Origin of the sequence: Streptomyces sp. NBC_01241 (assembly GCF_041435435.1) — a bacterium.
Taxonomy (GTDB): Bacteria; Actinomycetota; Actinomycetes; order Streptomycetales; family Streptomycetaceae; genus Streptomyces.
In genome coordinates this window covers 606,423-630,224 of record NZ_CP108494.1, presented here as the reverse complement: position 1 = coordinate 630,224, position 23,802 = coordinate 606,423, and the positions used below count along the sequence as shown (strand labels likewise).

Here is a 23,802-nt window from a genome sequence, read left to right as displayed (position 1 = left end):
CCAAGGAGGCAACCGTGCCCGACATCCTCAGCGCACCGCTGGTGGTCGAATTCCCCTTCACCCGCTCCCTCGGACCGGTCCAGAGCGCCTTCCTCACCGGACTGCGCGAACGCACCGTCCTCGGCGTCCGGACCGTCGACGGAAAGATCCTCGTCCCGCCCGTCGAGTACGACCCCGTCACCTCGCAGGAGCTCCGCGAGCTGACCGAGGTCGCCGCCACCGGCACCGTCACCACCTGGGCCTGGAACCCCGCCCCGCGCCGCGGCCAGCCCCTCGGCACCCCCTTCGCCTGGGTCCTCGTCCGGCTCGACGGCGCCGACACCGCCCTGCTCCACGCCCTGGACGCGCCCGGCCCGGAAGCCGTCCGCACCGGCATGCGAGTACGGATCCGCTGGGCCCCCGAACGGACCGGCGCCATCACGGACATCGCCTGCTTCGAGCCGCACGGTGGCGGCGAGTCCGGCCGGTCCGTCCCGCACCGCGGCGAGTTCGCTGATCCCGTCACCGGCATCGTCACCCCCGCCCGCCTCGACTACCGGTACACCCCCGGCCGCGCCCAGAGCGCCTACCTCGGCGCACTCTCCGAACAACGCGTCGTCGGGGAGCGCTGCCCGTCCTGCACCAAGGTGTACGTGCCGCCCCGCGGCGCCTGCCCCACCTGCGGGGTCGCCACCGCCGAACAGGTCGAGGTCGGCCCGCGCGGCACGGTGACCACGTACTGCATCGTCAACATCAAGGCGAAGAACCTCGACATCGAAGTCCCCTACGTCTACGCGCACATCGCCCTCGACGGCGCCGACCTCGCACTGCACGCGCGGATCGGCGGAATCCCGTACGACCAGGTGCGCATGGGCCTGCGGGTCGAACCCGTCTGGACCGAGGACGGACGGCACCCCGACCACTACCGGCCGACCGGCGAACCGGACGCCGACTACGACGCGTACAAGGAGTTGCTGTAGATGCGAGACGTGGCGATCGTCGCCTTCGCGCAGACGGACCACCGCAGGCGCACCGACGAACTCTCCGAAGTCGAGATGCTGATGCCCGTCCTCCACCAGGTCCTCGACGCGACCGGTCTGCGGGCGAGCGACATCGGCTTCACCTGCTCCGGTTCCAGCGACTACCTCGCGGGCCGCGCCTTCTCCTTCACCATGGCGCTCGACGGTGTCGGCGCGTACCCGCCGATCTCCGAGTCCCACGTGGAGATGGACGGAGCCTGGGCGCTGTACGAGGCCTGGGTGAAGATCCGGACGGGCCAGGCCGACACCGCCCTCGTCTACGCGTACGGAAAGTCCTCGCCCGGCGCCGTGCGCGACGTGCTCACCCGCCAGCTCGACCCGTACTACGTCGGCCCGCTCTGGCCGGACTCCGTCGCCCTCGCCGCGCTCCAGGCGCAGGCGCTGATCGACGCGGGCGACGCCGACGAGGCCGCCCTCGCCGCGATCGCCACCCGCAGCCGCGCCGCCGCCGTGGACAACCCGCACGCCCAGCTCGCCGGCCCGGTACCGGCCGGTGAGTACGTCGTACAGCCGCTGCGCACGGGTGACTGCCCGCCGATCGGTGACGGCGCGGCTGCCGTGATCCTCGCCGCCGGCGACACCGCACGCGCCCTTTGTGCCCGCCCCGCCTGGATCCGCGGGATCGACCACCGCATCGAGGCCCACAGCCTCGGCGTCCGCGAGCTGACCGAATCACCCTCCACCCGGCTCGCCGCGACCCGCGCCGGGGCCTTCGAACGGCCCGTGGACACCGCGGAGTTGCATGCCCCGTTCAGCTCCCAGGAGGTGGTGCTGCGCAAGGCGCTCCGGCTCGACGACAGCGTCACCGCCGTCAACCCTTCCGGCGGCGCGCTCGCCGCCAACCCCGTCATGGCCGCCGGACTGATCCGCCTCGGCGAGGCCGCGGCCCGCATCCACCGGGGCGAGTCCGACCGGGCGCTCGCCCACGCCACCTCCGGGCCCTGCCTGCAGCAGAACCTGGTCGCCGTACTCGAAGGGGAGAGCGCTCATGTCTGAGGAGCCCGTGGCCGTCGTCGGCATCGGCCAGACGAAACACGTCTCCGCCCGCCGGGACGTCTCTCTCGCCGGACTCGTCCGAGAGGCCGCCGTCCGCGCGCTGGAGGACGCCGGACTGACCTGGGCGGACATCGACGCCGTCGTCATCGGCAAGGCACCCGACTTCTTCGAGGGCCTGATGATGCCGGAGCTCTACCTCGCCGACGCCCTCGGCGCGGTCGGCAAGCCGATGCTCCGGGTGCACACCGCGGGCTCGGTCGGCGGCTCCACCGCACTCGTCGCCGCCAACCTGGTCTCGGCGCGGGTGCACCGCACCGTCCTCACGCTCGCTTTCGAGAAGCAGTCCGAATCCAACGCCATGTGGGGCCTCTCGCTGCCGATCCCGTTCCAGCAGCCCCTGCTGGCCGGAGCCGGCGGCTTCTTCGCCCCGCACGTCCGGGCGTACATGCGCCGCACCGGGGCGCCCGACACGATCGGCTCGCTCGTCGCGTACAAGGACCGTCGCAACGCGCTCAGAAATCCGTACGCGCACATCCAGGACCCGGACATCACCCTGGAGAAGGTCCAGTCCGCCCCGATGCTCTGGGACCCCATCCGCTACTCGGAGACCTGCCCGTCCTCCGACGGGGCCTGCGCGATGATCCTCACCGACCGTGCCGGAGCGGACCGTTCGCCGCACCCGCCCGCCTGGGTGCACGGTGGCGCCATGCGCAGCGAACCCACACTCTTCGCCGGCAAGGACTTCGTCTCGCCGCGGGCGGGCAAGGACTGCGCCGCCGATGTGTACCGGCAGGCGGGGATCAGCGACCCGCGACGGGAGATCGACGCCGTCGAGATGTACGTGCCGTTCTCCTGGTACGAGCCCATGTGGCTGGAGAACCTCGGCTTCGCCGAGGAGGGCGGGGGCTGGAAACTCACCGAATCCGGCGTCACCGAACTCGACGGCGAGCTGCCGGTGAATCCCTCGGGCGGAGTGCTCTCCACCAACCCCATCGGCGCCTCCGGCATGATCCGCTTCGCCGAAGCCGCGCTGCAGGTACGGGGACAGGCGGGCGAGCACCAGGTGGCCGGGGCGCGAAAGGCGCTCGGCCACGCCTACGGCGGTGGCGCGCAGTTCTTCTCCATGTGGCTGGTCGGAGCCGAGCCTCCCACCGGCTGACCGCAGGCCGCCCCGGCCCGGAGGGAGTCCGTCACGTGGCCTGTCCCGGGCCGCCCGGGGTGGCCACGATTCGGCCCGGGACGACGAGTGGGAGGAGCCGACGTGGGGCAGAGCACCACGCGCCTTCGCGAGCCGGCCCCGTGGACGCGGGCCGGCTGCCGCTTCGGCGGCACGGCGGAACGGCACGCGCGCTCAAGGAACACCCCCGCCGGCGGTCGTGCGTGCTGTCGTGCGGCAACCGTGCCCGGGGCGCCCGCCACCACGAGCGGCACCGCACCCGGTAGCGTGGTGATCATGACGGGCGAGCGCGACCTCCGAACCCTGCTGAGCGGTATGCGGCCGCAATTGAACCCCGGCCGCTATGTCTTCACGACCGTGCCGGGCGAAGCCGTGCCCACCCGGGTGACTCCGGTCGTCACGGTCACCGAACCCGAGGGCGTGACCCTGGTCCTGCCGGAGGCGGAGGCCGACGAGGCGGGACTGACCTACGAATACACCGCGGGCTGGATCACGCTCCGTGTCCACTCGTCCCTGGAAGCGGTCGGGCTCACCGCTGCCGTGTCCCTGGCGCTCGCCGACGTGGGGCTGAGCTGCAATGTGGTGGCGGGATTCCACCACGACCATCTTTTCGTCCCGTACGACCGGGCGGCCGACGCCGTCGACGTGCTGGAAACCCTGGCTGCCGAATCGGCCTGAGACGGCGCCGCGACGCCGCCGGGGCCGGGCCCGTCTGCCCGCCGGAGCCCGGCCGGCGGGCCCGTGGGTGCCCCGCCTGCATGGACCCGGCTCCGCAACGTGAGCCCGGCCACGTAACATGTCTGCATGTCCTTCCTCCGCCGCCGTAGCGCCGCCACACCCGCGGGCCCCGACTTCGACGTCCTGGCCATGGACCCGGGAGACTGGCCCGGAAATCTCGGCGCCGGTCTGCTGCCCGCGCCCGACGGGAGCTGTCAGGGCGTCTTCCTGCGCTACGACCTGTTCGGCGGCCGCGGCCCCGCGATGATCATCGGCAATCTCCCGGAGGGCTCGCCCGCCCGCGAGACCGAGGAGGGACAGGTCCCGTTCGAGGTCGCCCAGCTGCTGCTCGCGCTGGAGAACGACGAGCCGGTCGAGGTCACCGGCACCGAGGACATGCCCGTGATGCAGGGCGACAACCTGCTGATCGTCCGCCGCGTCAAGCTCTCCGAGAGCCGGATCTCCTGCGTCCAGTTCGACCGCAGTGACGGCGTGCTCGTGACCATCGCCAGCTGGAACCGGCCGATCACCGATGATCTGTACACCCTGCTGAAGCCCCTGCCCGCCGAGCTGTTCCAGCAGGGCTGAATCGCCTTTTCGCCGGCTGCCCGTGCGCATCGGGTGGCCGCAGGGCACCTGCCCGAACATCCGTCCAAGTGCTCGCGGCCTCTGTCCAAGAGGCCGCTTTGTCATGTGCCTTGTCGGCCAGTCGTCGGACCTTTACGGCCGGCCGCATGACATCCGGGATCACGCGACGCACCACAGTGAAGACAGCGATTGGCGCAACCGGCGCTCTGGCCCTGGGAATCCCCGCCCTTTCCAGTACGGCGTCCGCTGCCGGTACCTCCGATGAATCGACGGGTGTGGCGCGCTCGACACAACAGACGGAGCCGACGCTCCGCTACCACACCCCGGCCGCTTCCTGGGAGCGCGAATCGCTGCCCATCGGCGGCGGAGCCCTCGGCGCGAGCGTGTACGGAACACTCGCCTCGGAGCGCCTCACCTTCAATGAGAAGACCCTGTGGACCGGCGGTCCCGGTTCGGCGCAGGGCTACGACTTCGGGAACTGGACCACCCCCAGACCCGGCGCCCTGGCCGACGTCCAGCACCGCCTCGACAGCCAGGGCGCCCTCGGCCCGAACGCCGTCGCCGCCGAGCTCGGCCAGGCGCGCCGCGGCTACGGCGTCTACCAGGTCTTCGGTGACCTGTGGCTGGATCTGCCGAACGTCCCGGCTGCCCCCGACGCCTCATACCGGCGCACCCTCGATCTGCGCAACGCCCTCGCCGCCGTCATGTACACCCATCAAGAGGTCGTCCACACAAGGGAGTTCTTCGTCTCCCACCCGGGCAGAGTCATCGCGGGGCGTCTCTCCGCCGACCGTCCGGGCCAGGTGACGTTCACCCTGCGGTACACCTCGCCCCGCAGCGATTCCACGGCCACCGCCGCCCAGGACCGGATCACCGTGCGCGGCGCGCTGAAGGACAACGGCCTGCGCTTCGAGGCCCAGTTCCGCGTCCGGACCAGCGGCGGCACCGTCACCGCCGGTGCGGACGGCACCCTCACCGTCACCGGCGCCGACAGCGCCTGGTTCGTCCTTGCCGCAGGCACCGACTACGCCGACAGCTACCCCGCCTACCGCGGCGACGACCCCGCACCCGGCGGACACCGCCGCCGTGGACGCGGCCGCCCGGGGCTCGTACGAGAAGCTCCGCGACGCCCACGTACGCGACCACCGCGGCCTCTTCGACCGGGTCGCCCTCGACATCGGCCAGCAGCTGCCCGACCTGCCCACCGATCAGCTGACCCGCGCGACGGACTGCTCGTCGTCACCCCCAGCTACTCTCCCGAGCACGGCGCCTTCACCGCCGGTGCCGCGATGTCCCAGCAGATCGTCCACGACCTTCTGACCGGCACCCTGGAGGCCGCCCGCACCCTCGGGGCCGCCTTCCGCGACCGGCTGGAAACGGCCCTCGACCGGCTCGACCCCGGACTGCGGATCGGCTCCTGGGGCCAACTCCAGGAGTGGAAGACCGACCGCGACGACCCGGCTGACGACCACCGTCATGTCTCGCACCTCTTCGGCCTCCACCCCGGCCGCCAGATCGAGCCCGGCAGCAAGTGGGCCGAAGCGGCCAAGGTCTCCCTCGGCGCCCGCGGCGACGGCGGCACCGGCTGGTCCAAGGCATGGAAGATCAACTTCTGGGCGCGGCTGCGCGACGGCGACCACGCCCACAAGATGCTCGCCGAACAGCTGAAGAACTCCACCCTGCCCAACCTCTGGGACACCCATCCGCCGTTCCAGATCGACGGCAACTTCGGCGCCACCTCGGGCATCGCCGAGATGCTGCTGCAGAGCCAGCACGACGCCGTCGAGATCCTCCCGGCTCTCCTGGCGAGCTGGCCGGACGGATCGGTACGCGGGCTGCGCGCCCGGGGCGGCTTCGCCGTCGACATCGAATGGGCCGCGGGGCAGGCCCGCCGTGTGGTGATCACGGCGAGCCGCAGCCGCGAAGTGACCGTCCGCAGCACGCTGTTCGCGAGCGGCGAGAAGGTCTTCAAGGCGCGTGCGGGCGGGCGCTACACGCTGGTCGCCGAGGGCTGAGCGAACAGCGCGGTCACCCGCGCCGCCGAGATGCCGAGCCCCGTGGGACCGCTGAGGTGCCACGGGGTGCCGGTGCCCCGCCGCAGATCCTGCTCGCGGTAGCGCCGGCAGTCCCGGTGCCAGATCAGGATGCCCGCGAGCCAGTGCTTGAGCTCCCGCACATACCCTGCCAGGATCTCCCGCGCCTGAGCGTCCAGCCCGAAGTCGTCGTACAGCACCGGGAGTTCCACCTCGGCGACGTGCAGGAACTGCCGCAGCCGCGATTTCATCAGATCGTGCACGATCGCCACCCCGGTCGGATAGTCCACTCCGAAGAAGTTCTGCACGACCAGGACACCGTTGTGCACCTCACCCTCGTACTCGATCTCCTTCTGGTACGAGAACAGGTCGTTGAGCAGGCACGCGTAGTCCGACGCCGCGTTCTCCAGCGAGCGCAGCGGACCGCTGTGGTAGATCTCCTCCGGCACCTTCCTGCCGTGGCCCAGCCGGCACAGACTCATCGTGAGGTCGGAGCCGAACGTCTTGCGCCGCATCTCGACGTAGTCCACCGGGTCCGGAATGCGGTTCTGTACCTGGTTCGCCAGCTCCCACACCCAGCTCGCGGTCATCTCCTGGACCGCCGTCCGGAAGGCGCGGCGCCCGCTCGCGTCCATCGGCGCGGAGGTCTTCGCCCAGAGATCCGCCAGCCCCCGCTCCAGCGCGTTGACCGGCTCGGGCGCCTGGGACCCGTCCAGCGGCATGAACAGCGACAGACGTTCATTGGCGAGCTTGGCCCCCGCCAGGTCACGGGCCCGCCCGTGCACCACCGGGAACCAGTCGTCGCCGTACGTCCCCCAGGTCAGCCACTGCGAGGACAGATCCAGCTCATCCGGTGTCGCATCCGGGTGCAGCCCCGCCGCGCACAGCGGCAGATCGGTCGCGATCAGCCGCTCCTGGTCCCAGATGTGCGAACCCGGCACTCCCGGCTGCGCCTCCAGGATTCCCATGCGCCGGGCCCAGTCGACGATCCGCACCCGCGCCCCGTCCAGATGCGGGCTGAGCGTCGTACCGAAGGGCAGCTCGAGATCGGGCAGCAGGGACGGACCGACATGCTGGTACGGCACATGGGCGTGGCTGCGCAGCCGGGCCGACTCCGAGCGGGCAGTCAGCCGGATCGAGGCCGCCTCCATGCCGAAACCGAGAGCGGTCCCACCGGCCCCGCCGCCATTCATGTAGCGGCTGGATCGCATGTGCCACTCATGCCCGCCCGACTGCCAGTCCTGCAACCCCTTGACGTACGCCAGAACCGCCGCGGTGCCCGCCGGGTCGAGCCCCTTCTCGGTGCAGAGCGGGCCGAGTTCGGTGAGCGCCGTGTTCTCGAACTGCTGCAGCCGCGACGTCAGCAGGTCGTTCACCGCGTCGGCGGCCTCCTGCGTGGAGCAGCCGAGAAAGTGCTCAAGGACCAGCACACCATTGCTGTTCTCACCCTCGTCCTCGACCTCCCGCTGGTACGAGAAGAGGTCGTTGCGCAGATGGACGCCGTCGGAGAAGGCGTCCCGCAGCACGCGCAGCGCACGCTCCTCGGCCACCGACTCGGGCACCTCCGCGCCCGCCGCGTACTCCACAAGCCCCGCCGACCACGGGGCACCGCCCACCTTGCGGCGCATCTCGATGTACTCGACGGGGTTCGCGATGCGCCCCTCGTTGATGTTGGCGAGCTCCCACAGCGACTCGTTGAGCAGGTTCTTCGTCGCCTCGGCGAACCGGTCCCGCCAGGCATCGGACATTCCCGGCACCGTCCGCGCCCACAGATCGGCCAGCCCCGCCTCGACCGGATTCGTCGGCTCCGGCATCGGGGCCCCGCGGTCCATCGGCATGAACGCCGGCAACCGGTCCAGATACCGCTTCCCGCCCTCACGGTCGGGGCTGCGCTTGAACAGCTCCAGGAAGTGGTCGTCGAAGAAGAAGACCCACACGTACCAGTCCGTGACCAGCGAGAGCGCCTCGGACGAACAGTCGGGATGGGTGTACGCACACAGCAGCGCGTAGTCGTGGGAGTCGAGGTCCTTCTCCTCCCAGATGCCCGAACCCTCCAGCATCCCTATGCTGCGCGCCCACTTCTTGGTGTGCGCTCGCGCCTCCTCGACATGGGGATTGAGCCGTGCCGGATACGGAACGTAGAAGTCCGGCAGGGTGAAGGGCTGAGCCATGTGCGTCCGGCCTTTCAGAGATCTCCGTGCGTACGCCGCACGGACCGGTGGTGTCCGCGCGAGCACTACCCTTCGGCCGTTCGGGGCACGCACATCCAGAATTAGTCACACAAAATGTGCGCCCATTCGTGGCGCGCCACCGTATGGCGCGGGCCGGCCGGCCGCTCGTAAATCCCGGGTAACGAGGCGCCGTCAACGGCTGGTTGCTCCTTTCCGACCGCAGGTCAGAGATCCTGCCAGTGGTCTGGTCCACTGACTCGACGCACGGCCCTCACCGAACCCTTGACGCGCCATCACATCAGGTCAGAGAGTGTGCGCGCACGGCGGAACAGTGAGATCGGATCACGCACGGCTCCATCACGTACGGCTCCAAGAAGGGTTGTCATGACGTCCAAGCAGAGGACCGGACTCGCACTCGCGCTGACCACGGTCGGCGCACTGAGCATGGCACTGCTCAGTCCCGCGGCGCAGGCCGGTGCGGACGGGGTGCGGCCGGAATGCCCGCGCGGCCTCGAATGCGACTGGGTACCGGCGGCCTACCAGCAGACGGGTGACCCGGCCGACAAAAAGACGTACGGGAACTACGACACCTCGGACCGGCCGCACACCAATAAGATCAGATTCATTGTTCTGCACGACACCGAGGAAGACTTCGACACCACCCTGAAGATCTTCCAGAACCCGCTGAAACAGACCTCGGCCCACTATGTGGTGCGCTCGGGCGACGGCCATGTCACACAGATGGTCAAGGGCAAGGACGTCGCCTGGCAGGCGGGCAACTGGTACGTCAACAGCCACTCCATCGGCATCGAGCAGGAGGGCGTCGCCGTCGACGGCGCCAAGTGGTACACCCCCGAGATGTACCACTCGACCGCCAAGCTGGTCCGCTACCTCGCCGCCAAGTACGACATCCCGCTCGACCGCCAGCACATCATCGGCCACGACGGTGTGCCGCCCACCAGCGCCGCGGGCACCAAGAACATGCACTGGGACCCGGGCACGTACTGGGACTGGAACCACTTCATGACGCTGCTCGGCAAGCCCACCGTGCCGAGCGCCCCGAAGAACAGCGAACTCGTCACCGTCAGCCCGGACTTCAAAAAGAACAAGCAGGCCTTCCGCGACTGCGAGAAGGGCGTCGACCTGCCGGTCCAGGGCTCCAGCGCCGTCCCGCTGCGCACCGCACCGTCCGCAGACGCGCCGCTCTTCTCCGACCCGGGCCTGCACACCGATGGCTCGCCCGGCACGAACTGCGCCGCCGACTGGGGCAGCAAGATCAGCGCCACCCAGCAGGCCGTCGTCGCGGACCACGCCCCCGGCTGGACGGCGATCTGGTGGTACGGCCAGAAGGCCTGGTTCCAGACCCCGGCCGCGACCAGGACCACCACGCCAACCGCCGGTTACGTCGTCAAGCCGAAGGCAGGCCGTACGGAGGTGCCGGTGTACGGGGTGGCGTACCCGGAGAAGTCCGAGTACCCCGCGGACTTCGCGGACCAGCGGGTGGGCTCGCCGCTCCAGTACACCGTCAAGGCCGGTCAGTCCTACCCCGGCGGCGGTGAGGCACCCACGGGCTTCTTCTACGCCCCGACGATCGACGCCTCGTACCCGCTCGACCACGCGTACTTCCAGGGCAAGGAGAAGTACGTGACGGTGCAGATCGGCCACCGGATCGCCTTCGTGAAGGCGTCCGACGTGGACATCGTGCGCGCGCACTGAGACCGCGGGTGCGCCCTGTACCCCTCCGTGTGCGGCCTCCGCACACGGAGGGGTAACTTGAGCCGTCCGGTCACGGCCCGGGTTCCTGACACCACATGGGTGCGCTGTGGGACCGGTGTGTCGGCACCGGACCCGCAACGCGCGTCCCCCGGCGGGGTCAGCGAGTGCCGACCGCGGCACGTACGGCCCGGCGGGCCATCGCGCAGTCGTCGTGCAGCCGGCGCAGCAGCAGCCGCTGCTCCTCGCTCGACGAGAGCACGCCCGGCCGGTCCTGACCGGCGCCCGGGGACACCGGCTCGCGCATGGCCCGCTGGACGGCCGTCTCGTAGGTACGGATCTCCCGCGTCAGCACCAGCATCAGGTTCACCAGGAACGCATCCCGCTGGTCGGGCCCCTTGGCCTGGGCCAGCTGGCTGATCTGACGCCGCGCCACGGGAGCGTCGCCCAGGACCGCCCACAGCGTCGCCAGGTCGTAGCCCGGCAGATACCAGCCCGCGTGCTCCCAGTCCACCAGGACCGGACCCGTGGGCGACAGCAGGATGTTGGAGAGCAGCGCGTCACCGTGACAGAACTGCCCCATGCCCTGACGGCCGCCCGCGTGCGCCAGACCGTGCAGCAGCTTCTGCAGATCGCCCAGATCACGGTCCGTGAACAGCCCCAGCTCGTGGTAACGGGCGATCCGCGAGGCGTAGTCCAGCGGTGCTTCGAAGAGCCCCGGCGCCGGCCGCCAGGCATTGACCCGGCTGATCGCGCCCAGTACGGCCCGCACATCGGCGCGGGGCGGGGCCTCCGACGGATGCCGGGTCAGCGCTGCCACCCGGCCGGGCATCCGCTCGATCACCAGCGTGCAGTTCTCCGGGTCGGCCGCGATGAGCCGAGGCACCCGCACGGGCGGGCGGTGCCGGACGAACGCACGGTATGCAGCTATTTCGTGACGGAACCGCTCCGACCATGCGGGGGAGTGGTCCAGTAAACACTTGGCGACCGCGGTCGCCCGTCCGGTGGAGCCGACGAGGAGCACCGAGCGGCCGCTGCGGCGCAGCACCTGCACCGGGTTGAACTCCGGGCAGATCCGCTGGACGGAGGCGATCGCCATCCTCAGCTGGGCGCCCTGCGGCCCGGAGAGGTCCAGCCGCCCGCTGAGCGGCGGTCCGCCCAGCCCCGCCGGCCGCCGCGGCCGGACTGTGCCGGGTGCCAGGGGAGCGGCATGCGGAGCGAGGTAGGGTCCGCCGCCCGCACCCAGGGGACGAAGCGGCCGGGGCGGGGCGGTCACGGAGGACGATGCTGTGTACATGAGCGAGACAGATCCCTTCGTGCGCCGACAAGTTGCGTGCACCGCCCCGGCCGGCGGCCGTTCGGCACCCTGGGGAGTACCTAGGGCTGCCGGGCGGGGTGGCGCTTTCCTACCTGACACCGGCGCGCGGGTGGCAGACCATCTGGCGGACCCTGGCGAACCGTGGCGAATACTCGCTGGGCACCTGACAGGGGGTTACTGTCAACACAGCCGAGAACCTGGGGGCTTGACGTGACCGGAGAACCCAACACCCGCCTGTCCGACCTGTTCGGCCTCGCCGGCTGGTCCAAGGGCGAACTCGCGAGAATGGTGAACCGGCAGGCGGCGGCCATGGGCCACCCGCAGCTGGCCACCGACACCTCGCGGGTGAGGCGTTGGATCGACATGGGGGAGTCCCCCCGCGATCCCGTGCCCAAAGTGCTGGCTGCCCTGTTCACCGAGCGGCTCGGTCGTGTCGTGACCATCGAGGACCTCGGGTTCGGCCGGCGCGGGCGTGTGGGGAATCGGCAAGAGGTCGGGACGCAGGACAATCCCGACGGACTTCCGTGGGCGCCCGAACGGACGGCAGCGGTCCTCACCGAATTCACGGGAATGGACCTCATGCTCAACCGACGCGGCTTGGTGAGCGCGGGCGCCGCGCTCGCCGCAGGATCGACCATCACCGGCCCCATGCACGACTGGCTGCATACCGACCCTGTGCTGGCGGCCGATGCTCCAAGGATCGACGACCCGCTGTACGCAGACCCGGCCGGTTTCGACCGGTACGAGGCCGCGCCCATCGGCTCGGAGGAGATCGAGGCGCTCGAACACTCCGTCGAGGTGTTCCGCGCCTGGGACGCCTCCCGGGGCGGCGGACTGCAGCGCAAGGCCGTGGTGGGCCAGCTCAACGAGGTGGGTGGCATGCTCGCCTACCGTCACCCCGAGCATCTGCAGCGCCGCCTCTGGGGCGTCGCCGCCAACCTCGCTGTCCTCGCGGGATGGATGTCCCACGACATCGGCCTCGAACCCACCGCCCAGAAGTACTTCGTCATCGCGGCGCACGCGGCGCACGAGGGCGGCGACCGCCCGCGCGCGGGCGAGGCGCTCTCCAGGGCGGCCCGTCAGATGGTCCACCTGGGCCGTCCCGACGACGCCCTGGATTTGATGAAGCTCGCCAAGTCGGGTTCCGGGGACATGGTTCTGCCGCGCACCCAGGCGATGCTGCACACCATCGAGGCCTGGGCACAGGCGTCCATGGGCCGCGGCCAGGCGATGCGACGCACGCTCGGCAAGGCCGAGGAACTCTTCGTCTCGGACAAGAGCGATGTGCCGCCCCCCAGCTGGATGCAGATGTTCGACGAGGCAGATCTGCACGGCATGCAGGCGCTGGCGTTCCGTACGCTCGCCGAACACGAGCCGTCGGCGGCGAGCGTGGCTCAACGTCATGCCAAGCAGGCTCTGGAGCTGCGCGCCAACGGACGCCAGCGGTCCAAGATCTTCGACTACATCTCGCTCGCCTCGGCGTGCTTCATCGCCGACGATCCCGAGCAGGCCGACCGTTACGCACGGCTCGCCCTGGTGTCGATGGGGGAGACCTCCTCGCACCGCACCTGGGACCGGCTGCGCGAGATGTACCGGCTGACGGGCCAGTTCGCGGGCTACGCGAAGATCGAGGACCTGCGCGAGGAGATCAAGCTCTCGCTGCCGCAGAGTTCCGTCATCAAGCAGCGCAGGCGCTCGTCCGAGATCTGACATGAGGGCGCCGCGATGACGGGGCGTCGGTCAACAACTGCCCTACCACCGACCGTTGTCGGAGCAGCGGTTGTCGGAGCGCCGGTCATCGGGACGCCGCACCTGCAGGCGGCTCGTAGTCCTGCGCACCGCGTTATGCCGCACGCCTTACGTGCCGCTGTGCCTTACGTCCCGATGCGGGCGATCAGCACGCATGCGTCGTCGAGGCGCTCGGTGCCGCCGAACTCCGTGACGACCGTCCGTACGCACTCCTGTGCCGTGCGGGCCCGCGCGAAGTGCGGTGCGAGAGCGAGCAGGGCGTCCGGGCTCGCCCTCCGGTCGCTGTGACGGTTCAGGCCGTCGGTGTGCAGCACCAGCACGTCACCGGCCAGCAGGTGCACTTCGTCCTGCTCGTACGCGACCCCGGAGGTCGCGCCGAGCAGGACCCCGTCCGGTGGCAGCAGCGGGCGCCCTTCACCGTCGCGGAACAGCAGCGGTGCGGGGTGCCCCGCCTGCGCCCAGGCGAGGATGCCGGTGGACGGATCGAATCGACAGCACACAGCGCTGCCGAGGGCGGGCTGGACGGAGGATTCCAGTAGCTGATTGAGATGCCCCATCAGGGTCCCCGGCTCGATGCCGGCCACCGCCATCCCGCGCAGCGCGCCCAGCAGCATCGCCATGGCCGAGGTGGCCTGGATGCCGTGGCCGGTCAGATCGCCGACCGTGAGCACGGTCCTGCCGTCCGGCAGTTCCAGCGCGTCGTACCAGTCACCGCCGATCAGGGAACTCGACTCCGACGGAAGGTAGTGGGCCGCGATGTCCAGCGCGCCCGCTCCCTTCGAGGGCAGCTGCAGCGAGCCCCGCCACGGGGGGAGCACGGCCTCCTGGAGTTCGACCGCCATCCGGTGCTCGGTCCGCGCCATGTGCTCCCGGCGCCGCAGCGAATCATGGCTACGAAGCACCACCTGCTGGCTGCGCCGCAGCTCACTGACATCGCGCAGGACCGCCCACATGGAGGCGGTGCGCCCCTCGGTGTCGAGGACGGGCTCGCCCATCATGTGGAGCGTACGCATCCGGCCGTCGGCCCGCAGAATGCGAAATTCGCCGTCTATCGGCTTCCCGTCGACCAGACAGTCCGTCACCAGAGAGGTGAGCAGGGGCTGATCCTCGGGCAGGAGCATGGACGGTAGGTCGTCCAGCGAGAGAGGCCCCGCGTCGGGCGACCTGCCGAAGATCACGAACAGCTCCTCGGACCAGGTGACTTCATCGGTCAGCAGGTTCCATTCCGCGCTGCCCACTCTGCCGACGAGCGAACCGGACTCCGGCCGGCCGGCGGTCATGTCCTCGACGCCCTGCGTCGCACAGCCCGTGGGCTGTTGCGACGCCTCCGACGGGATGCCCTCCTTGAGCTGTCCCAGCTGTGCGCCGAGATCATCAAGGTGATGGACCGCCAGCTCGCAGAGCGCGCGCTGCCAGCGCATCTGCGGATCTTCCTCGTCGATCAGCACCGATTCCCGCCGTACGGCATCCACATCGCCACGCAGTCGACGGGTCCGGTTGATCAGGGCATCGACGGCATCGCGTTCGGGTGGCTGAGGGGCGGGGCGGTCCGCAGACAGATGGGACGGCATCTCGTACTCCGATACAGGCGCGGCGCGACCAGGTCTGAAAGGTGGACCGTAGACGACTGTTGCACAGGCTGCGGGGGGCCGTAAGGGATTTGGCAACACTCGATGCGCTGTTGCTTCTGGCATATGCCACAGGCTGCGCAGGGTGCGCCAGTCCGTCGAACAGCCTTGCTGTCGACGGACGTTGACACACTTCACCCGGCGTGTGCGGACAGCCGTGCGCCCACGCACGCCGGATTCCGCATGGGCGGGAATGCGGCGGTGCCCCCTCGCGTTACAGGTGCAGTGCGAAAACGACACCCATTCCCATAAGGGGGCTGGGGTCGGACAGTCAGCCCGGAGGCATCCATGGCCCGCAGTGAGACCCGCCCCGTCGTGACGCTCCGGTCGACGGCCGGAACGGGGCAGAGCTATGTGACGCGCAAGAGTCGCCGGAACACCCCTGACCGGCTGGTCCTGCGCAAGTTCGACGCCATCGCGGGGCGGCACGTCCTCTTCCGCGAGGAACGCTGAGCCCAGTCGCGGGCCGGGGCGTCCTGCTGCCCCGGCCGGCGGCGGTTCCTGTCCGGCATCTGCTCCGCGTTGCTGCGTCTGCGTCTGCGCCTGCGACTGTTCTTGTGTCTGGGGGCCGTACGGGGCGGGTGCGGTCAGCCCCTCCGCGGCCTCCTGGGCACGGTCTCGGTCAGCAGCGCACCGACCGCCGGTACCACGGCCACCACGGCAGCGGCGCCCGGCCACAGCCGTACCGCCAGCGCGGTCGCGGACGCACCCGCCACGACCGCGATCAGCCGGCCGGCCACCCAGGCGTCCCCCCGGTTCCAGGAGCGGAGCGTCGCGCGGCCGACGAGGGACGTCAGAGTGCCGGTGAAGTAGTTGGTGGGCGTGGCGAGGACACGTCCTTGGATCCCCATGGCCACGGAAATGAGCGCCAGCAGCCCCAGCCGGTCCCCGTCCGGGGCGATCGGATCCAGCGCCCACAGCACGGCCCCCGCCCCGAGAAGCACCACTTCGATCAGCAGCATCACCGGCAGCGGCCACCGCAACCGTTCACTCATCCGCGCACCGCATGCGGCACCGACGCCGTACGAAGCGAGAGCGGTGATCACATGCAAGGCCACCCCGTGCTCCCCGACACCGGCCGCCGAAGCGCCCAGCAGCACCAGATTCCCGGTCATCACCCCGGCGAAGACCTGACCGACACAGATGAAGGCGAACGCATCGGCCGCGCCGGAAGCAGCCGACAGAAGCAGCAGGGACCATGCGTCCCGTGGATCGCGCCCGGCGGGGAGTGCAGGAGTAGACACGCCTGCATTCTCGGCTCAGTCCTGCCGAAGACGCCGACTCGCGGCCGGCCCGGCGCGGCGAGCGGTACGGCCGGTCATAGCCGGGTACCGGCCGGGGCACCGGGTCGGCCGCGAGTCGGCGTTGTTTTAAGGTACTGCAGTATGAACAGGCACCTAGCCTTCGATCGACTGCACAACTTCCGTGATGTGGGCGGATATCGAGGAGAAAAGGGCCGCCCGGTCCGCTGGGGGCGGCTCTACCGATCCGACTCGCTGGGCAAGCTCCGCGGCAAGGACTGGGACCGCTTCCTGGACCTCGGCGTCCGTACAGTCATTGATCTGCGCTACGACTGGGAGATCGCGGCCAAGGGCCGGGTGCCCGACGCCCCGGGGCTGCGTTACCACCACCTCAGCATCGAGCACCGGCCCTACGATCAGGCGGCACTCGGCCCGGACGTGGAGACCGGGCGCTTCCTGGCCGACCGGTACGCGGAGGTCGCGCACGACGGAGTCACGGAACTCCGCCGCGCCCTGGACGTACTCGCGGCCGAGGACAGCGGGCCCGTCGTCTTCCACTGCGCATCGGGCAAGGACCGCACCGGGCTGCTCGCCGCACTCGTCCTGTCCCTGCTCGGTGTGGCCGAGGACGACATCGTCGCCGACTTCGCCCTCACCGAACTCGCCGCCGAACGGCTCCTGGCCGACTGGAGGGCGGACCACGACGGTCAGGAACCGGTCTGGCCCGGGTACGGCCGGGCGCCCGCCGATATCATGCGGTTCTTTCTGGCGGATCTCACCGCCACCCACGGCTCCGTCCGCGCGTACGCCGCCGAACTCCTGTGTGCCGACGAGGAATTGCTGGCCGCCCTGCGCGAGAACTTCCTCGAACCCGTCGGCGAAGAGCGACCGGCCGAGCGCTCCCCGGTCGTAGGGAGTGCCTGAAACCGGCGCCCTCGGCGCGCGCAGGTCACGCCGACGGCCGAGCGGAAAAACCCTGTTCCTGTCCGGCGGGCACGAGGCAAGATCAAGGGATGACATGGACAGCACCTGATGTTGAGCGCACGCCCGGTTCGCTCGTGGCCGGTGAAAGCGAGATGCTCACCGGCTACCTCGCCTGGTTCCGCGGCACCCTGTTGCACAAGTGCGCAGGTCTGACCGGGAAGCAACTCGCCGAGCAGACGGTTTCGCCGTCGAACCTCACACTCCTCGGGCTGATCCGCCACATGGCCAAGGTCGAACGCGCGTGGTTCCGGCAGCGGTTCGCCGGTCAGACGCTCGACCCGATGTACGACCCCGAGAAGGGCAAGGACGCGGACTTCGAGAACGTGGACCCGTCCCGAGCCGCCGAGGACTATGCGCGCCTGGTCGAGGAATGCCGGCTGGCGGACGCGATCGTCGCGGATGCCTCGATGGACGACACCTTCACCCATGCCGGCGAGGTGTACTCGCTCCGTATGGTCCACATCCACATGATCGCGGAGTACGCCCGACACAGCGGCCACGCCGACCTGTTGCGGGAGTGTACAGACGGTGTGACCGGCGGGTGATGCCTCACTGAGAACGGCTCGGTCCGCGGACCGAGCGCGGAGGAGGCGTCGTTGGCCGTGATGGTCGCGTGGCGACACGACAGCGGTGGGCCGGCCGGCGTCGGGTTCGCTCCCCAGGACGTACAGCTCGGGAAGATCGACGACGATCGCCTGCTGGGTGCTGCGGGCGATCACCACCGCCAACGACGCCTCCGAGCCGCCAGGCCCAGTGCGCCGCGGGCACCGTGAGCTGCGGAGACATCAAGTACGAGCCGCAGAGCGTGGAAGGTCCCAAGGGACTGACCAGCTCTAGCGGTGGCAACAGCCGGTTCGCCGAACGCGACAGTGACTCCAAGGGGTGGAAGGTCACCCCGGTGAGCCGGACCACGTCGTTCCAGTGCGTCCTGACAGCCCGTCACGCCACCAGCACATGGCAGTACTTCGCCGACGGGCAGAAGGTCGCCGAATTCACGACAATGGTGCGCAACCCGGCTCCACCGTCACCCATCAGGTGAACTTCGGCGGCCTGGCGGGCAAGCAGAAGGTCTCGCGGTGTGGAACATCGCGGACACCGCCCACGCGTTCTACGCCTGCATCGATGTGAACGTCGGCTGACCGGGGAGTCCGGGCCGGTGCGTCCTTTCGGGGTGTCAGTCGCCCACTGCATCAGCCGGGTGCCCCTGCTGACGGTCATGGTGTAGCCGCGGGAGAGAGGTTCGCGGGGAAGTCAATGGACCGTGCGTTCTCGACATGGCCCGGAGGGGTGCGCCTTTCGCCGGCGCACCGTCGAACGACGACCAGGACACCGACAGGCAGAACCGGCCCTCGGATCCGGGGGCCGGTCACTTGCGCCGAACGCGTCGTCGACGTCGCCCGGCTCTGCCCGGGCGAAGCCGACCTGCGGGGCAACCGCGGAAGCCGCCGGTCCGAGACGGCGGACCACCAACCGGTCGTCACCACCGCACCTCGGTCCTCCAGGTGTTGGTCGCCGAGGTGCGGGCATCGAAGGTGGCTAGGTGGGGGTGGGGCGGGCTTCTGGGCGGCTGGGTCGTGGATGGCGTCTGCCGCGCCGGTGCCACGTTGTGCCGGCCGGATGGGCCGGGTTCGCCGGGGATCGTGTGTCGTGCAGGGGATGTGGTGAGTTCGGGGTGGAACCCCGGCCCGATTCCGGCGGGCCGGGGTTCCACGTCGACCGAATGACTCGGTCAGTAGTCTCCGTCACCGCGGTCACGGTCTCCGCCGAAGCGGTGGTCGATCACGCGGAAGCTGCCCACGACGCCGTCCTTGACCCACACGCCGCCCCGGACGTGGCCGGGGAAGACGCCGTCGCTGGAGCTGTGGGGTCCGACGGTGGCGATGGGGGCGCCGTTGTCGCAGGTGGCGCCGCGGAAGACCTCGACGGTCCGGCGGCTGTCGTTGCGGATGTTGAGGCTCTTGGAACCGAGGCCGCTGACAACGGTGATGCAGCCACCGCGCTCGTCGGAGTAGGTCCGCTCGTTGATGTGGATGCGGCCCTCGTAGTGGCGGCGGCCCTCTTCGTGGCCACGACCCTCGCCGTAGCCCCCGCCTTCGTTGCCCCTGCCTTCGTTGCCCCTGCCTTCGTTGCCCTTGCCCTCGTTGCCCTTGCCGCCGTCGCCGCCTTCGAGGGCCGTGACGGGGGCGGGAGCCTGCTGGACGGCGGGGGCGGCCTGCTGGATGACGGGGGCGGCCTGGGCCGGCTCGGTGGTTGCGGCCGACGCGTAGGTGATGCCGGTTGCGGCCAGGGCCGCGGCGGCCGCGACAGCGGCCGTAACAACGGTGGAACGGGTAGCCATGTCACTTCTCCTGTCTCAGAGGGGGCGGCTGAGCAGCCGACCCGAGATTGAACGTACTGACGGTCCCCATACCTGTCATATCGAACGTGTTGGGTGCAGGTGCCGGAATATCGATCGAGGTACGCAATGTACGCCATATGCTATTTTCATATAATCTTAGACAAAGTGAACTAGTCCCTGAATTCAGGGCACTTGAGATGTCGTTAGCCTGTCCAGGCGACTTGCTGAAACACGCTCACCCCGGCGACGGCGTGTCATTCATTGACACGCCCCACACAGCAGTTCCACGCCACCACCCCGAACGCCCCTCGACCGCGCCCCGCCCCCATCCTGGCTGCTCAGGTGGGTTGTGCCCGTCGCCGCAGAACCCAACACCGCAGCCATTGATCAGCGCCACCGCCACCGGACACGGGACATGCCGCGCTTCGTGTCGGGTGTTCTGCGCCGAGATCGTGTGCAACCGGGACGGAGGCGAAAGCCCGAGGCCCTGACCTGGTGCACGACGCCCGCGATGTCCTTCGGCTCTCCGAACCGTGCCTGGTCAGGAGGGCGACGGCCGCGTCGTGCACGGCCGGTTCGCTGATCCGGGCAGTGTCCTGGCGCAGTTCGTGGTCGATACATGCGGCGCACGTGGTCTCCAGGTCCTGCTGCCGGAGGACGAGGGTGTCCTCGGTGGGCAGGCGTACGGCGTTCCTCCAAGGGTGGGGTCAGACGGTCGGGTCCGGCCAGGGGATGTCGGTGTCGACGGGGGCGGTGTAGTCGATGCCGGGTACGGCGAAGCCGTACAGGCGCTGCACCTCGGAGTGGAACCAGTCGAGATCGGCGAGGTCACCGATGCTGTTCGTGGCCGCGCTGTTCCAGCGGTCGGCGACGGCCTCCTGGACCGGGGATGTGAGCTCCCATGTGTCGAGGCGGACTCGGCCGTCGTCGTCGAGAGCGAGGGGGCGGGTGCCGGTGAGGTGATCCCACAGCTCGGTGAGTTGGTCGATCGGCGGGACCATGCCCTCATCGAGGACGCCACGCAGCAGGCCGACGTACAGGGCGATGCCGGGGATGGCGGTGGAGGACTGGGTGACGGCGGCCCCGTTGACGGAGGTGAGTGCGCGCCCGCCGACCAGCTTGCCCAGGCGTTCGTTCAGGGTACGGGCGGTGGCTTCGAGGTGGGCCTTGGCCGCGCCGATGGTGCCCTGCCGGTAGATGCCCGCGGTCAGGGGTGAGCCGATGTAGGAGAGCGCGGCGGTGGTGAACCCGTCGGCGAGCAGGTCGCGTCCGGCCAAGGAGTCGATCCACCGCTCCCAGTCCGTGCCGCCCATCACCGCGATGGTCTGCTCGATGTCGTCGCCCGCGGCCGGGGCGGTTTCCACTTCGGTGACCTCCGGGGCGCCGGAGCCGTCGAACGTGAGGGTCTTGGTCCGGTAGGGATCGCCGATCGGCTTGAGGACGGAGGAGTAGGTGACGCCGGTGTCCGGGTCGGTGCGTCGCGGGGCAGCCACCGAGTAGATCAGGTGGTCCAGCCGCCCGTACCGCTGCTTGAGGAGGTCGGCGACCTGGTCCTTCATCGCATCGGAGAACGCGTCACCATTGAGGAAGACCATGTCCCGGCCGTACTCGCGGGCCAGTTCGGCGGTCGCGGCGGTGCGGTACCAGCCGGCCGTGCCGGTGCGCCGCCCGGGTGCCCTCTCGAAGCACACCCCGATGCCGCGGATCCCGACGCGGGCGAGCCCGGCGATCGTGGCGGCGAGCCCGTACCCGGCGGACGAGCCGATGACGAGCGCCACCGGCTCGTCCCCGCCGGACTGCCGGGTGGGGACGGCCCGCCACATGTCGGCCACCACTTTGCGGCAGCCGGCCGGGTGGGAGTCGAGGAAGAGGAAACCACGGTTCAGGGGGGAGATGACGCGTTCGCTCACGATCAGGTCCTTGGGATCGGCGTGGATGAGAGCGCGGCAGCCATCAGGTGGGCCACGCATCCTGCAAGTCTGCGACCGTACGGACAGGGGCGGTGATCTCATCCGGCACAACGATCGCGAGACGGCCTTGGAGGGTTTCCACCAGTTCGAGCAGAGCGAGGCAGCCGCGCACGTGACCGGATGCCCATCCTGTGGCCGACGGGCAGGTCCCTGGGTGCCCCGATCGTACGAAGGGACCGGAACGAACTCGTCAGCACGGTGAGGAGCGGTTCAGTTGGACGACGGAAGCGTGTGAGAGACAAGCGGGGAGGGTTACGGGCGCCGTCCCCACGCGGAGATCATCGGGGCGGTGGCAAGGTCGAGACGTCCGGTGGCGACGTTCGCCAGGTGGCGGTCGATCTCCGTGTCGGTGGCAAGTCCTTCCGCCACCAGAAGGTGGCGGATCTGCCGCACGGTCGCGGCCTCGAGGACGGCACAAGCCGGCGAGGTGATCGGGAAGTACGCGTCGGCCTGGACGTCCTCGAGACCGGCCTCACGCAGCAGCCGGGGCAGGGTTCGCCCGTACGCGAGGTCCGCGCCGCGTGCCGCCATCAAGGCGCGGAAGCCGGATCGCAGCCGGTTCGCGAGCCGCTGTTCGGGACCGGACTCGTCCGGACACAACAGTGGCTGCAACCCAGGGTCGGCGTCCTCCAGGAGCAGCCGGCCGCCGGGCCGCAGCGCCTGGATCATCCGGCGCAGTGCCTCGGCGCGGTCGGTGACGTGCACCAGGACCAGTCGGGCGTGGACGAGGTCGAAGCCGCCGGGCGGCGGCGGGTCGGCCGCCACGTCGTGCCGCAGCACCTCGATCACACCACCGTGGACGTCTCGCGTCCAGGACACGTCGATGTCGGTGGCGATCACCGCTCCCGTCGGACCGACTCGCTCGGCCAGCCCGAGTGGTACGGACGGAGCGCCGGCACCGACCTCCCAGCACCGCATGCCGGCGGCGATCCCGAGCCGGTCGACATGCCGGAACGTCACCGGATCGAACAACTCGCTGAGGGCGCCGAAGCGGATCCCCGCCTCCGATTGCTGGTTGTCCAGCAGGTAGCCGGGGTCCGTGTCGTGTTCAGCCATGTGGTGATTCTGGCAGAGGGGGCAGTCGGGACCCGGTTGCCGGGGCGGTCTTCGCCGGCGGGGATCCGTCCGTCACGCCTCTACGCCGGAGCTCCCCGTACCGAGGCGAGCCGGCCACCCCGGGCCCGCTGCCGAGAGCGACCGCACGGCGGGATGGGCGGCCTCGGTCTGCCGAGATCCGCTTGCCGTTCGATCACCGAGGAGTGTCTGCCGCAGCACCTGGCAGGCCGAACGGGCAGGACGGCCCATGTCCATCGTGCCCGAGTCGACGAAGTCCGCCCTCGCCCGGAACTGTCCGAGGGCGGAGCCGCAGTGCTGGCGGACCCTCCGTAGCACGGGGGTTGAGCTTGATGTGTTCGTCGTCGGCCGATGGAGCGCGCCATGGGGATTGCTGCCGGACCAGGGCAGGGCGGGCGACCCCACTCCGTCCCCACCGCGTTTGTCAGGGCTGTCGGCCGACGAAGTACAGGAATGCGGTCGGCCCGGCAACATACCGTCGGCGAGTGCGTCGGCTGGCGGCGGCAGGTCCCGGTCGATGACAAGTACGGCTACTGTCGGCTCCGTCGGGCCCAGGCGACCTGGGTGATCAAGGCAAGCGGCAAGGCTTCGGCGATCGACCAGCCCACCGCCGTCCTCGAGCAGATGTCGATGACCGTGGCGAGGTAGAGCTACGTCGCGCCGGGCGTGGATGGCGGGGATCTCGCTCACGGTCCGCTTCTCCTCGGCCCAGCGCTCGGCCCGGCACTCGGCCCGGCGCTCGGCGCGGGCCTGCCCGGTGGCCAGGTGCTGGTAGTAGCCGGCGCGGGACGCTCCGGGCACCCGGCAGATCCGCTTGACGCCGAAGTCGGCGCGGTTGCCGGAGATGACGTCCCAGCGGCGGGGCCTCACTTCCCCTCCCACGCGAAATAGGCGGCTGCCCGCCGCAGGATCTCGCGCTCCGGCTGCCACTCCTCCTCGGCCTTGAGCAGCCGGGCGTTCTCCGCCCGCAGCCGGGCCGGCTCCCCGGCCGCGCTCACGTTGCCGTCGCGGCCCTCGGGCGCGGCCCGGATCTCTTCCATGCGCACCCGACGGCGCTCGCGACCAGGGCCAGGCAACGCTCGGGGC

At 70.1% G+C, this 23,802-nt stretch carries 18 protein-coding genes and 2 pseudogenes; 12 read left to right on the top strand and 8 right to left on the bottom strand.

Annotated elements, in window-relative coordinates; translation table 11 throughout:
- Window positions 1-14 precede the first annotated feature (14 nt).
- From OG306_RS02215 to OG306_RS02190, 6 genes and pseudogenes are all read left to right on the top strand, one after another.
- A complete protein-coding gene (locus tag OG306_RS02215; RefSeq protein WP_266744367.1) occupies window positions 15-959 on the top strand; it encodes a Zn-ribbon domain-containing OB-fold protein in 945 nt (314 codons plus the stop codon).
- Window positions 960-2,015: a thiolase domain-containing protein gene (locus OG306_RS02210; RefSeq protein ID WP_266744366.1), complete on the top strand. Its 1,056-nt coding sequence runs from the start codon at window positions 960-962 to the stop codon at window positions 2,013-2,015.
- Window positions 2,008-3,174: a thiolase domain-containing protein gene (locus tag OG306_RS02205; protein ID WP_266744365.1), complete on the top strand. Its 1,167-nt coding sequence runs from the start codon at window positions 2,008-2,010 to the stop codon at window positions 3,172-3,174. Before OG306_RS02210 ends, OG306_RS02205 begins: the two co-directional genes overlap by 8 nt.
- Window positions 3,175-3,468: 294 nt before the next feature.
- Window positions 3,469-3,870: an ACT domain-containing protein gene (locus OG306_RS02200; RefSeq protein WP_266744364.1), complete on the top strand. Its 402-nt coding sequence runs from the start codon at window positions 3,469-3,471 to the stop codon at window positions 3,868-3,870.
- 126 nt (window positions 3,871-3,996) lie between these two features.
- Window positions 3,997-4,497 (top strand): hypothetical protein, encoded by a 501-nt coding sequence (locus OG306_RS02195; RefSeq protein WP_266744363.1) that lies wholly within the window; start codon window positions 3,997-3,999, stop codon window positions 4,495-4,497.
- Between the two features lie 146 nt (window positions 4,498-4,643).
- Window positions 4,644-6,512: pseudogene (locus tag OG306_RS02190) on the top strand (glycoside hydrolase family 95 protein).
- On the opposite strand, the gene OG306_RS02185 reads toward OG306_RS02190, so the two are convergent.
- Window positions 6,488-8,701: a terpene synthase family protein gene (locus OG306_RS02185; RefSeq protein ID WP_266744362.1), complete on the bottom strand. Its 2,214-nt coding sequence runs from the start codon at window positions 8,699-8,701 to the stop codon at window positions 6,488-6,490. The pseudogene OG306_RS02190 and the gene OG306_RS02185 sit on opposite strands and share 25 nt — an antisense overlap.
- Window positions 8,702-9,085: 384 nt before the next feature.
- On the opposite strand from OG306_RS02185, the gene OG306_RS02180 reads away from it, so the two are divergent.
- Window positions 9,086-10,417: an N-acetylmuramoyl-L-alanine amidase gene (locus tag OG306_RS02180; protein ID WP_266744361.1), complete on the top strand. Its 1,332-nt coding sequence runs from the start codon at window positions 9,086-9,088 to the stop codon at window positions 10,415-10,417.
- 157 nt (window positions 10,418-10,574) lie between these two features.
- Here OG306_RS02180 and OG306_RS02175 read toward each other — a convergent pair whose 3' ends face one another.
- Window positions 10,575-11,711 (bottom strand): aminoglycoside phosphotransferase family protein, encoded by a 1,137-nt coding sequence (locus tag OG306_RS02175; protein ID WP_266744360.1) that lies wholly within the window; start codon window positions 11,709-11,711, stop codon window positions 10,575-10,577.
- 231 nt (window positions 11,712-11,942) lie between these two features.
- Here OG306_RS02175 and OG306_RS02170 point away from each other — a divergent pair, with 231 nt between their 5' ends.
- On the top strand, window positions 11,943-13,442 hold the full coding sequence (locus OG306_RS02170) for a DNA-binding protein NsdB (RefSeq protein WP_266744359.1): 1,500 nt from the start codon (window positions 11,943-11,945) through the stop codon (window positions 13,440-13,442).
- A 164-nt stretch (window positions 13,443-13,606) separates the two neighbouring features.
- On the opposite strand, the gene OG306_RS02165 is transcribed toward OG306_RS02170, so the two are convergent.
- Complete coding sequence (locus tag OG306_RS02165; RefSeq protein WP_266907487.1) at window positions 13,607-15,052, bottom strand: PP2C family protein-serine/threonine phosphatase; 1,446 nt, start codon at window positions 15,050-15,052, stop codon at window positions 13,607-13,609.
- 345 nt (window positions 15,053-15,397) lie between these two features.
- On the opposite strand from OG306_RS02165, the gene rpmG reads away from it, so the two are divergent.
- Window positions 15,398-15,562, top strand: coding sequence for a 50S ribosomal protein L33 (gene rpmG, locus OG306_RS02160; RefSeq protein ID WP_266744357.1), 165 nt, complete (start codon window positions 15,398-15,400; stop codon window positions 15,560-15,562).
- 134 nt (window positions 15,563-15,696) lie between these two features.
- Here the strand turns inward: rpmG and OG306_RS02155 are convergent, their stop codons facing one another.
- Window positions 15,697-16,353: a YoaK family protein gene (locus OG306_RS02155; protein WP_266744356.1), complete on the bottom strand. Its 657-nt coding sequence runs from the start codon at window positions 16,351-16,353 to the stop codon at window positions 15,697-15,699.
- A 141-nt stretch (window positions 16,354-16,494) separates the two neighbouring features.
- Here OG306_RS02155 and OG306_RS02150 point away from each other — a divergent pair, with 141 nt between their 5' ends.
- From OG306_RS02150 to OG306_RS02140, 3 genes and pseudogenes are all read left to right on the top strand, one after another.
- Window positions 16,495-17,274, top strand: a complete 780-nt coding sequence (locus tag OG306_RS02150; RefSeq protein WP_266744355.1) for a tyrosine-protein phosphatase — start codon at window positions 16,495-16,497, stop codon at window positions 17,272-17,274.
- A gap of 89 nt (window positions 17,275-17,363) precedes the next feature.
- Window positions 17,364-17,879 carry a DinB family protein gene (locus OG306_RS02145; RefSeq protein ID WP_266744354.1) on the top strand — a complete coding sequence of 172 codons (516 nt, stop codon included), beginning with the start codon at window positions 17,364-17,366 and terminating at the stop codon, window positions 17,877-17,879.
- Window positions 17,880-18,064: 185 nt separating this feature from the next.
- Window positions 18,065-18,473: pseudogene (locus OG306_RS02140) on the top strand (lytic polysaccharide monooxygenase auxiliary activity family 9 protein); the annotation flags it as partial.
- 590 nt (window positions 18,474-19,063) lie between these two features.
- Here the strand turns inward: OG306_RS02140 and OG306_RS02135 are convergent.
- The 4 genes from OG306_RS02135 to OG306_RS02120 form a co-directional block, all read right to left on the bottom strand.
- Window positions 19,064-19,672 carry a hypothetical protein gene (locus OG306_RS02135; RefSeq protein WP_266744353.1) on the bottom strand — a complete coding sequence of 203 codons (609 nt, stop codon included), beginning with the start codon at window positions 19,670-19,672 and terminating at the stop codon, window positions 19,064-19,066.
- Window positions 19,673-20,379: 707 nt separating this feature from the next.
- Entirely contained in the window at window positions 20,380-21,582 is a 1,203-nt protein-coding gene (fabV, locus tag OG306_RS02130; protein WP_266907489.1) for an enoyl-[acyl-carrier-protein] reductase FabV, read from the bottom strand.
- Window positions 21,583-21,894: 312 nt separating this feature from the next.
- Window positions 21,895-22,698, bottom strand: coding sequence for a methyltransferase domain-containing protein (locus OG306_RS02125; protein ID WP_266744351.1), 804 nt, complete (start codon window positions 22,696-22,698; stop codon window positions 21,895-21,897).
- 884 nt (window positions 22,699-23,582) lie between these two features.
- Window positions 23,583-23,756, bottom strand: coding sequence for a hypothetical protein (locus tag OG306_RS02120; RefSeq protein WP_266752728.1), 174 nt, complete (start codon window positions 23,754-23,756; stop codon window positions 23,583-23,585).
- Window positions 23,757-23,802 lie beyond the last annotated feature (46 nt).

What these genes read in the sequence shown, in the direction of transcription:
- OG306_RS02210 (WP_266744366.1), top strand. Translation starts at nt 960, where the DNA reads ATGCGAGACGTGGCGATCGTCGCCTTCGCGCAGACGGACCACCGCAGG.
- OG306_RS02205 (WP_266744365.1), top strand. Translation starts at nt 2,008, where the DNA reads ATGTCTGAGGAGCCCGTGGCCGTCGTCGGCATCGGCCAGACGAAACAC.
- OG306_RS02200 (WP_266744364.1), top strand. Translation starts at nt 3,469, where the DNA reads ATGACGGGCGAGCGCGACCTCCGAACCCTGCTGAGCGGTATGCGGCCG.
- OG306_RS02195 (WP_266744363.1), top strand. Translation starts at nt 3,997, where the DNA reads ATGTCCTTCCTCCGCCGCCGTAGCGCCGCCACACCCGCGGGCCCCGAC.
- OG306_RS02185 (WP_266744362.1), bottom strand. Translation starts at nt 8,701, where the DNA reads ATGGCTCAGCCCTTCACCCTGCCGGACTTCTACGTTCCGTATCCGGCA.
- OG306_RS02180 (WP_266744361.1), top strand. Translation starts at nt 9,086, where the DNA reads ATGACGTCCAAGCAGAGGACCGGACTCGCACTCGCGCTGACCACGGTC.
- OG306_RS02175 (WP_266744360.1), bottom strand. Translation starts at nt 11,711, where the DNA reads ATGTACACAGCATCGTCCTCCGTGACCGCCCCGCCCCGGCCGCTTCGT.
- OG306_RS02165 (WP_266907487.1), bottom strand. Translation starts at nt 15,052, where the DNA reads ATGCCGTCCCATCTGTCTGCGGACCGCCCCGCCCCTCAGCCACCCGAA.
- rpmG (WP_266744357.1), top strand. Translation starts at nt 15,398, where the DNA reads ATGGCCCGCAGTGAGACCCGCCCCGTCGTGACGCTCCGGTCGACGGCC.
- OG306_RS02150 (WP_266744355.1), top strand. Translation starts at nt 16,495, where the DNA reads ATGAACAGGCACCTAGCCTTCGATCGACTGCACAACTTCCGTGATGTG.
- OG306_RS02145 (WP_266744354.1), top strand. Translation starts at nt 17,364, where the DNA reads ATGACATGGACAGCACCTGATGTTGAGCGCACGCCCGGTTCGCTCGTG.
- OG306_RS02135 (WP_266744353.1), bottom strand. Translation starts at nt 19,672, where the DNA reads ATGGCTACCCGTTCCACCGTTGTTACGGCCGCTGTCGCGGCCGCCGCG.
- OG306_RS02125 (WP_266744351.1), bottom strand. Translation starts at nt 22,698, where the DNA reads ATGGCTGAACACGACACGGACCCCGGCTACCTGCTGGACAACCAGCAA.
- OG306_RS02120 (WP_266752728.1), bottom strand. Translation starts at nt 23,756, where the DNA reads ATGGAAGAGATCCGGGCCGCGCCCGAGGGCCGCGACGGCAACGTGAGC.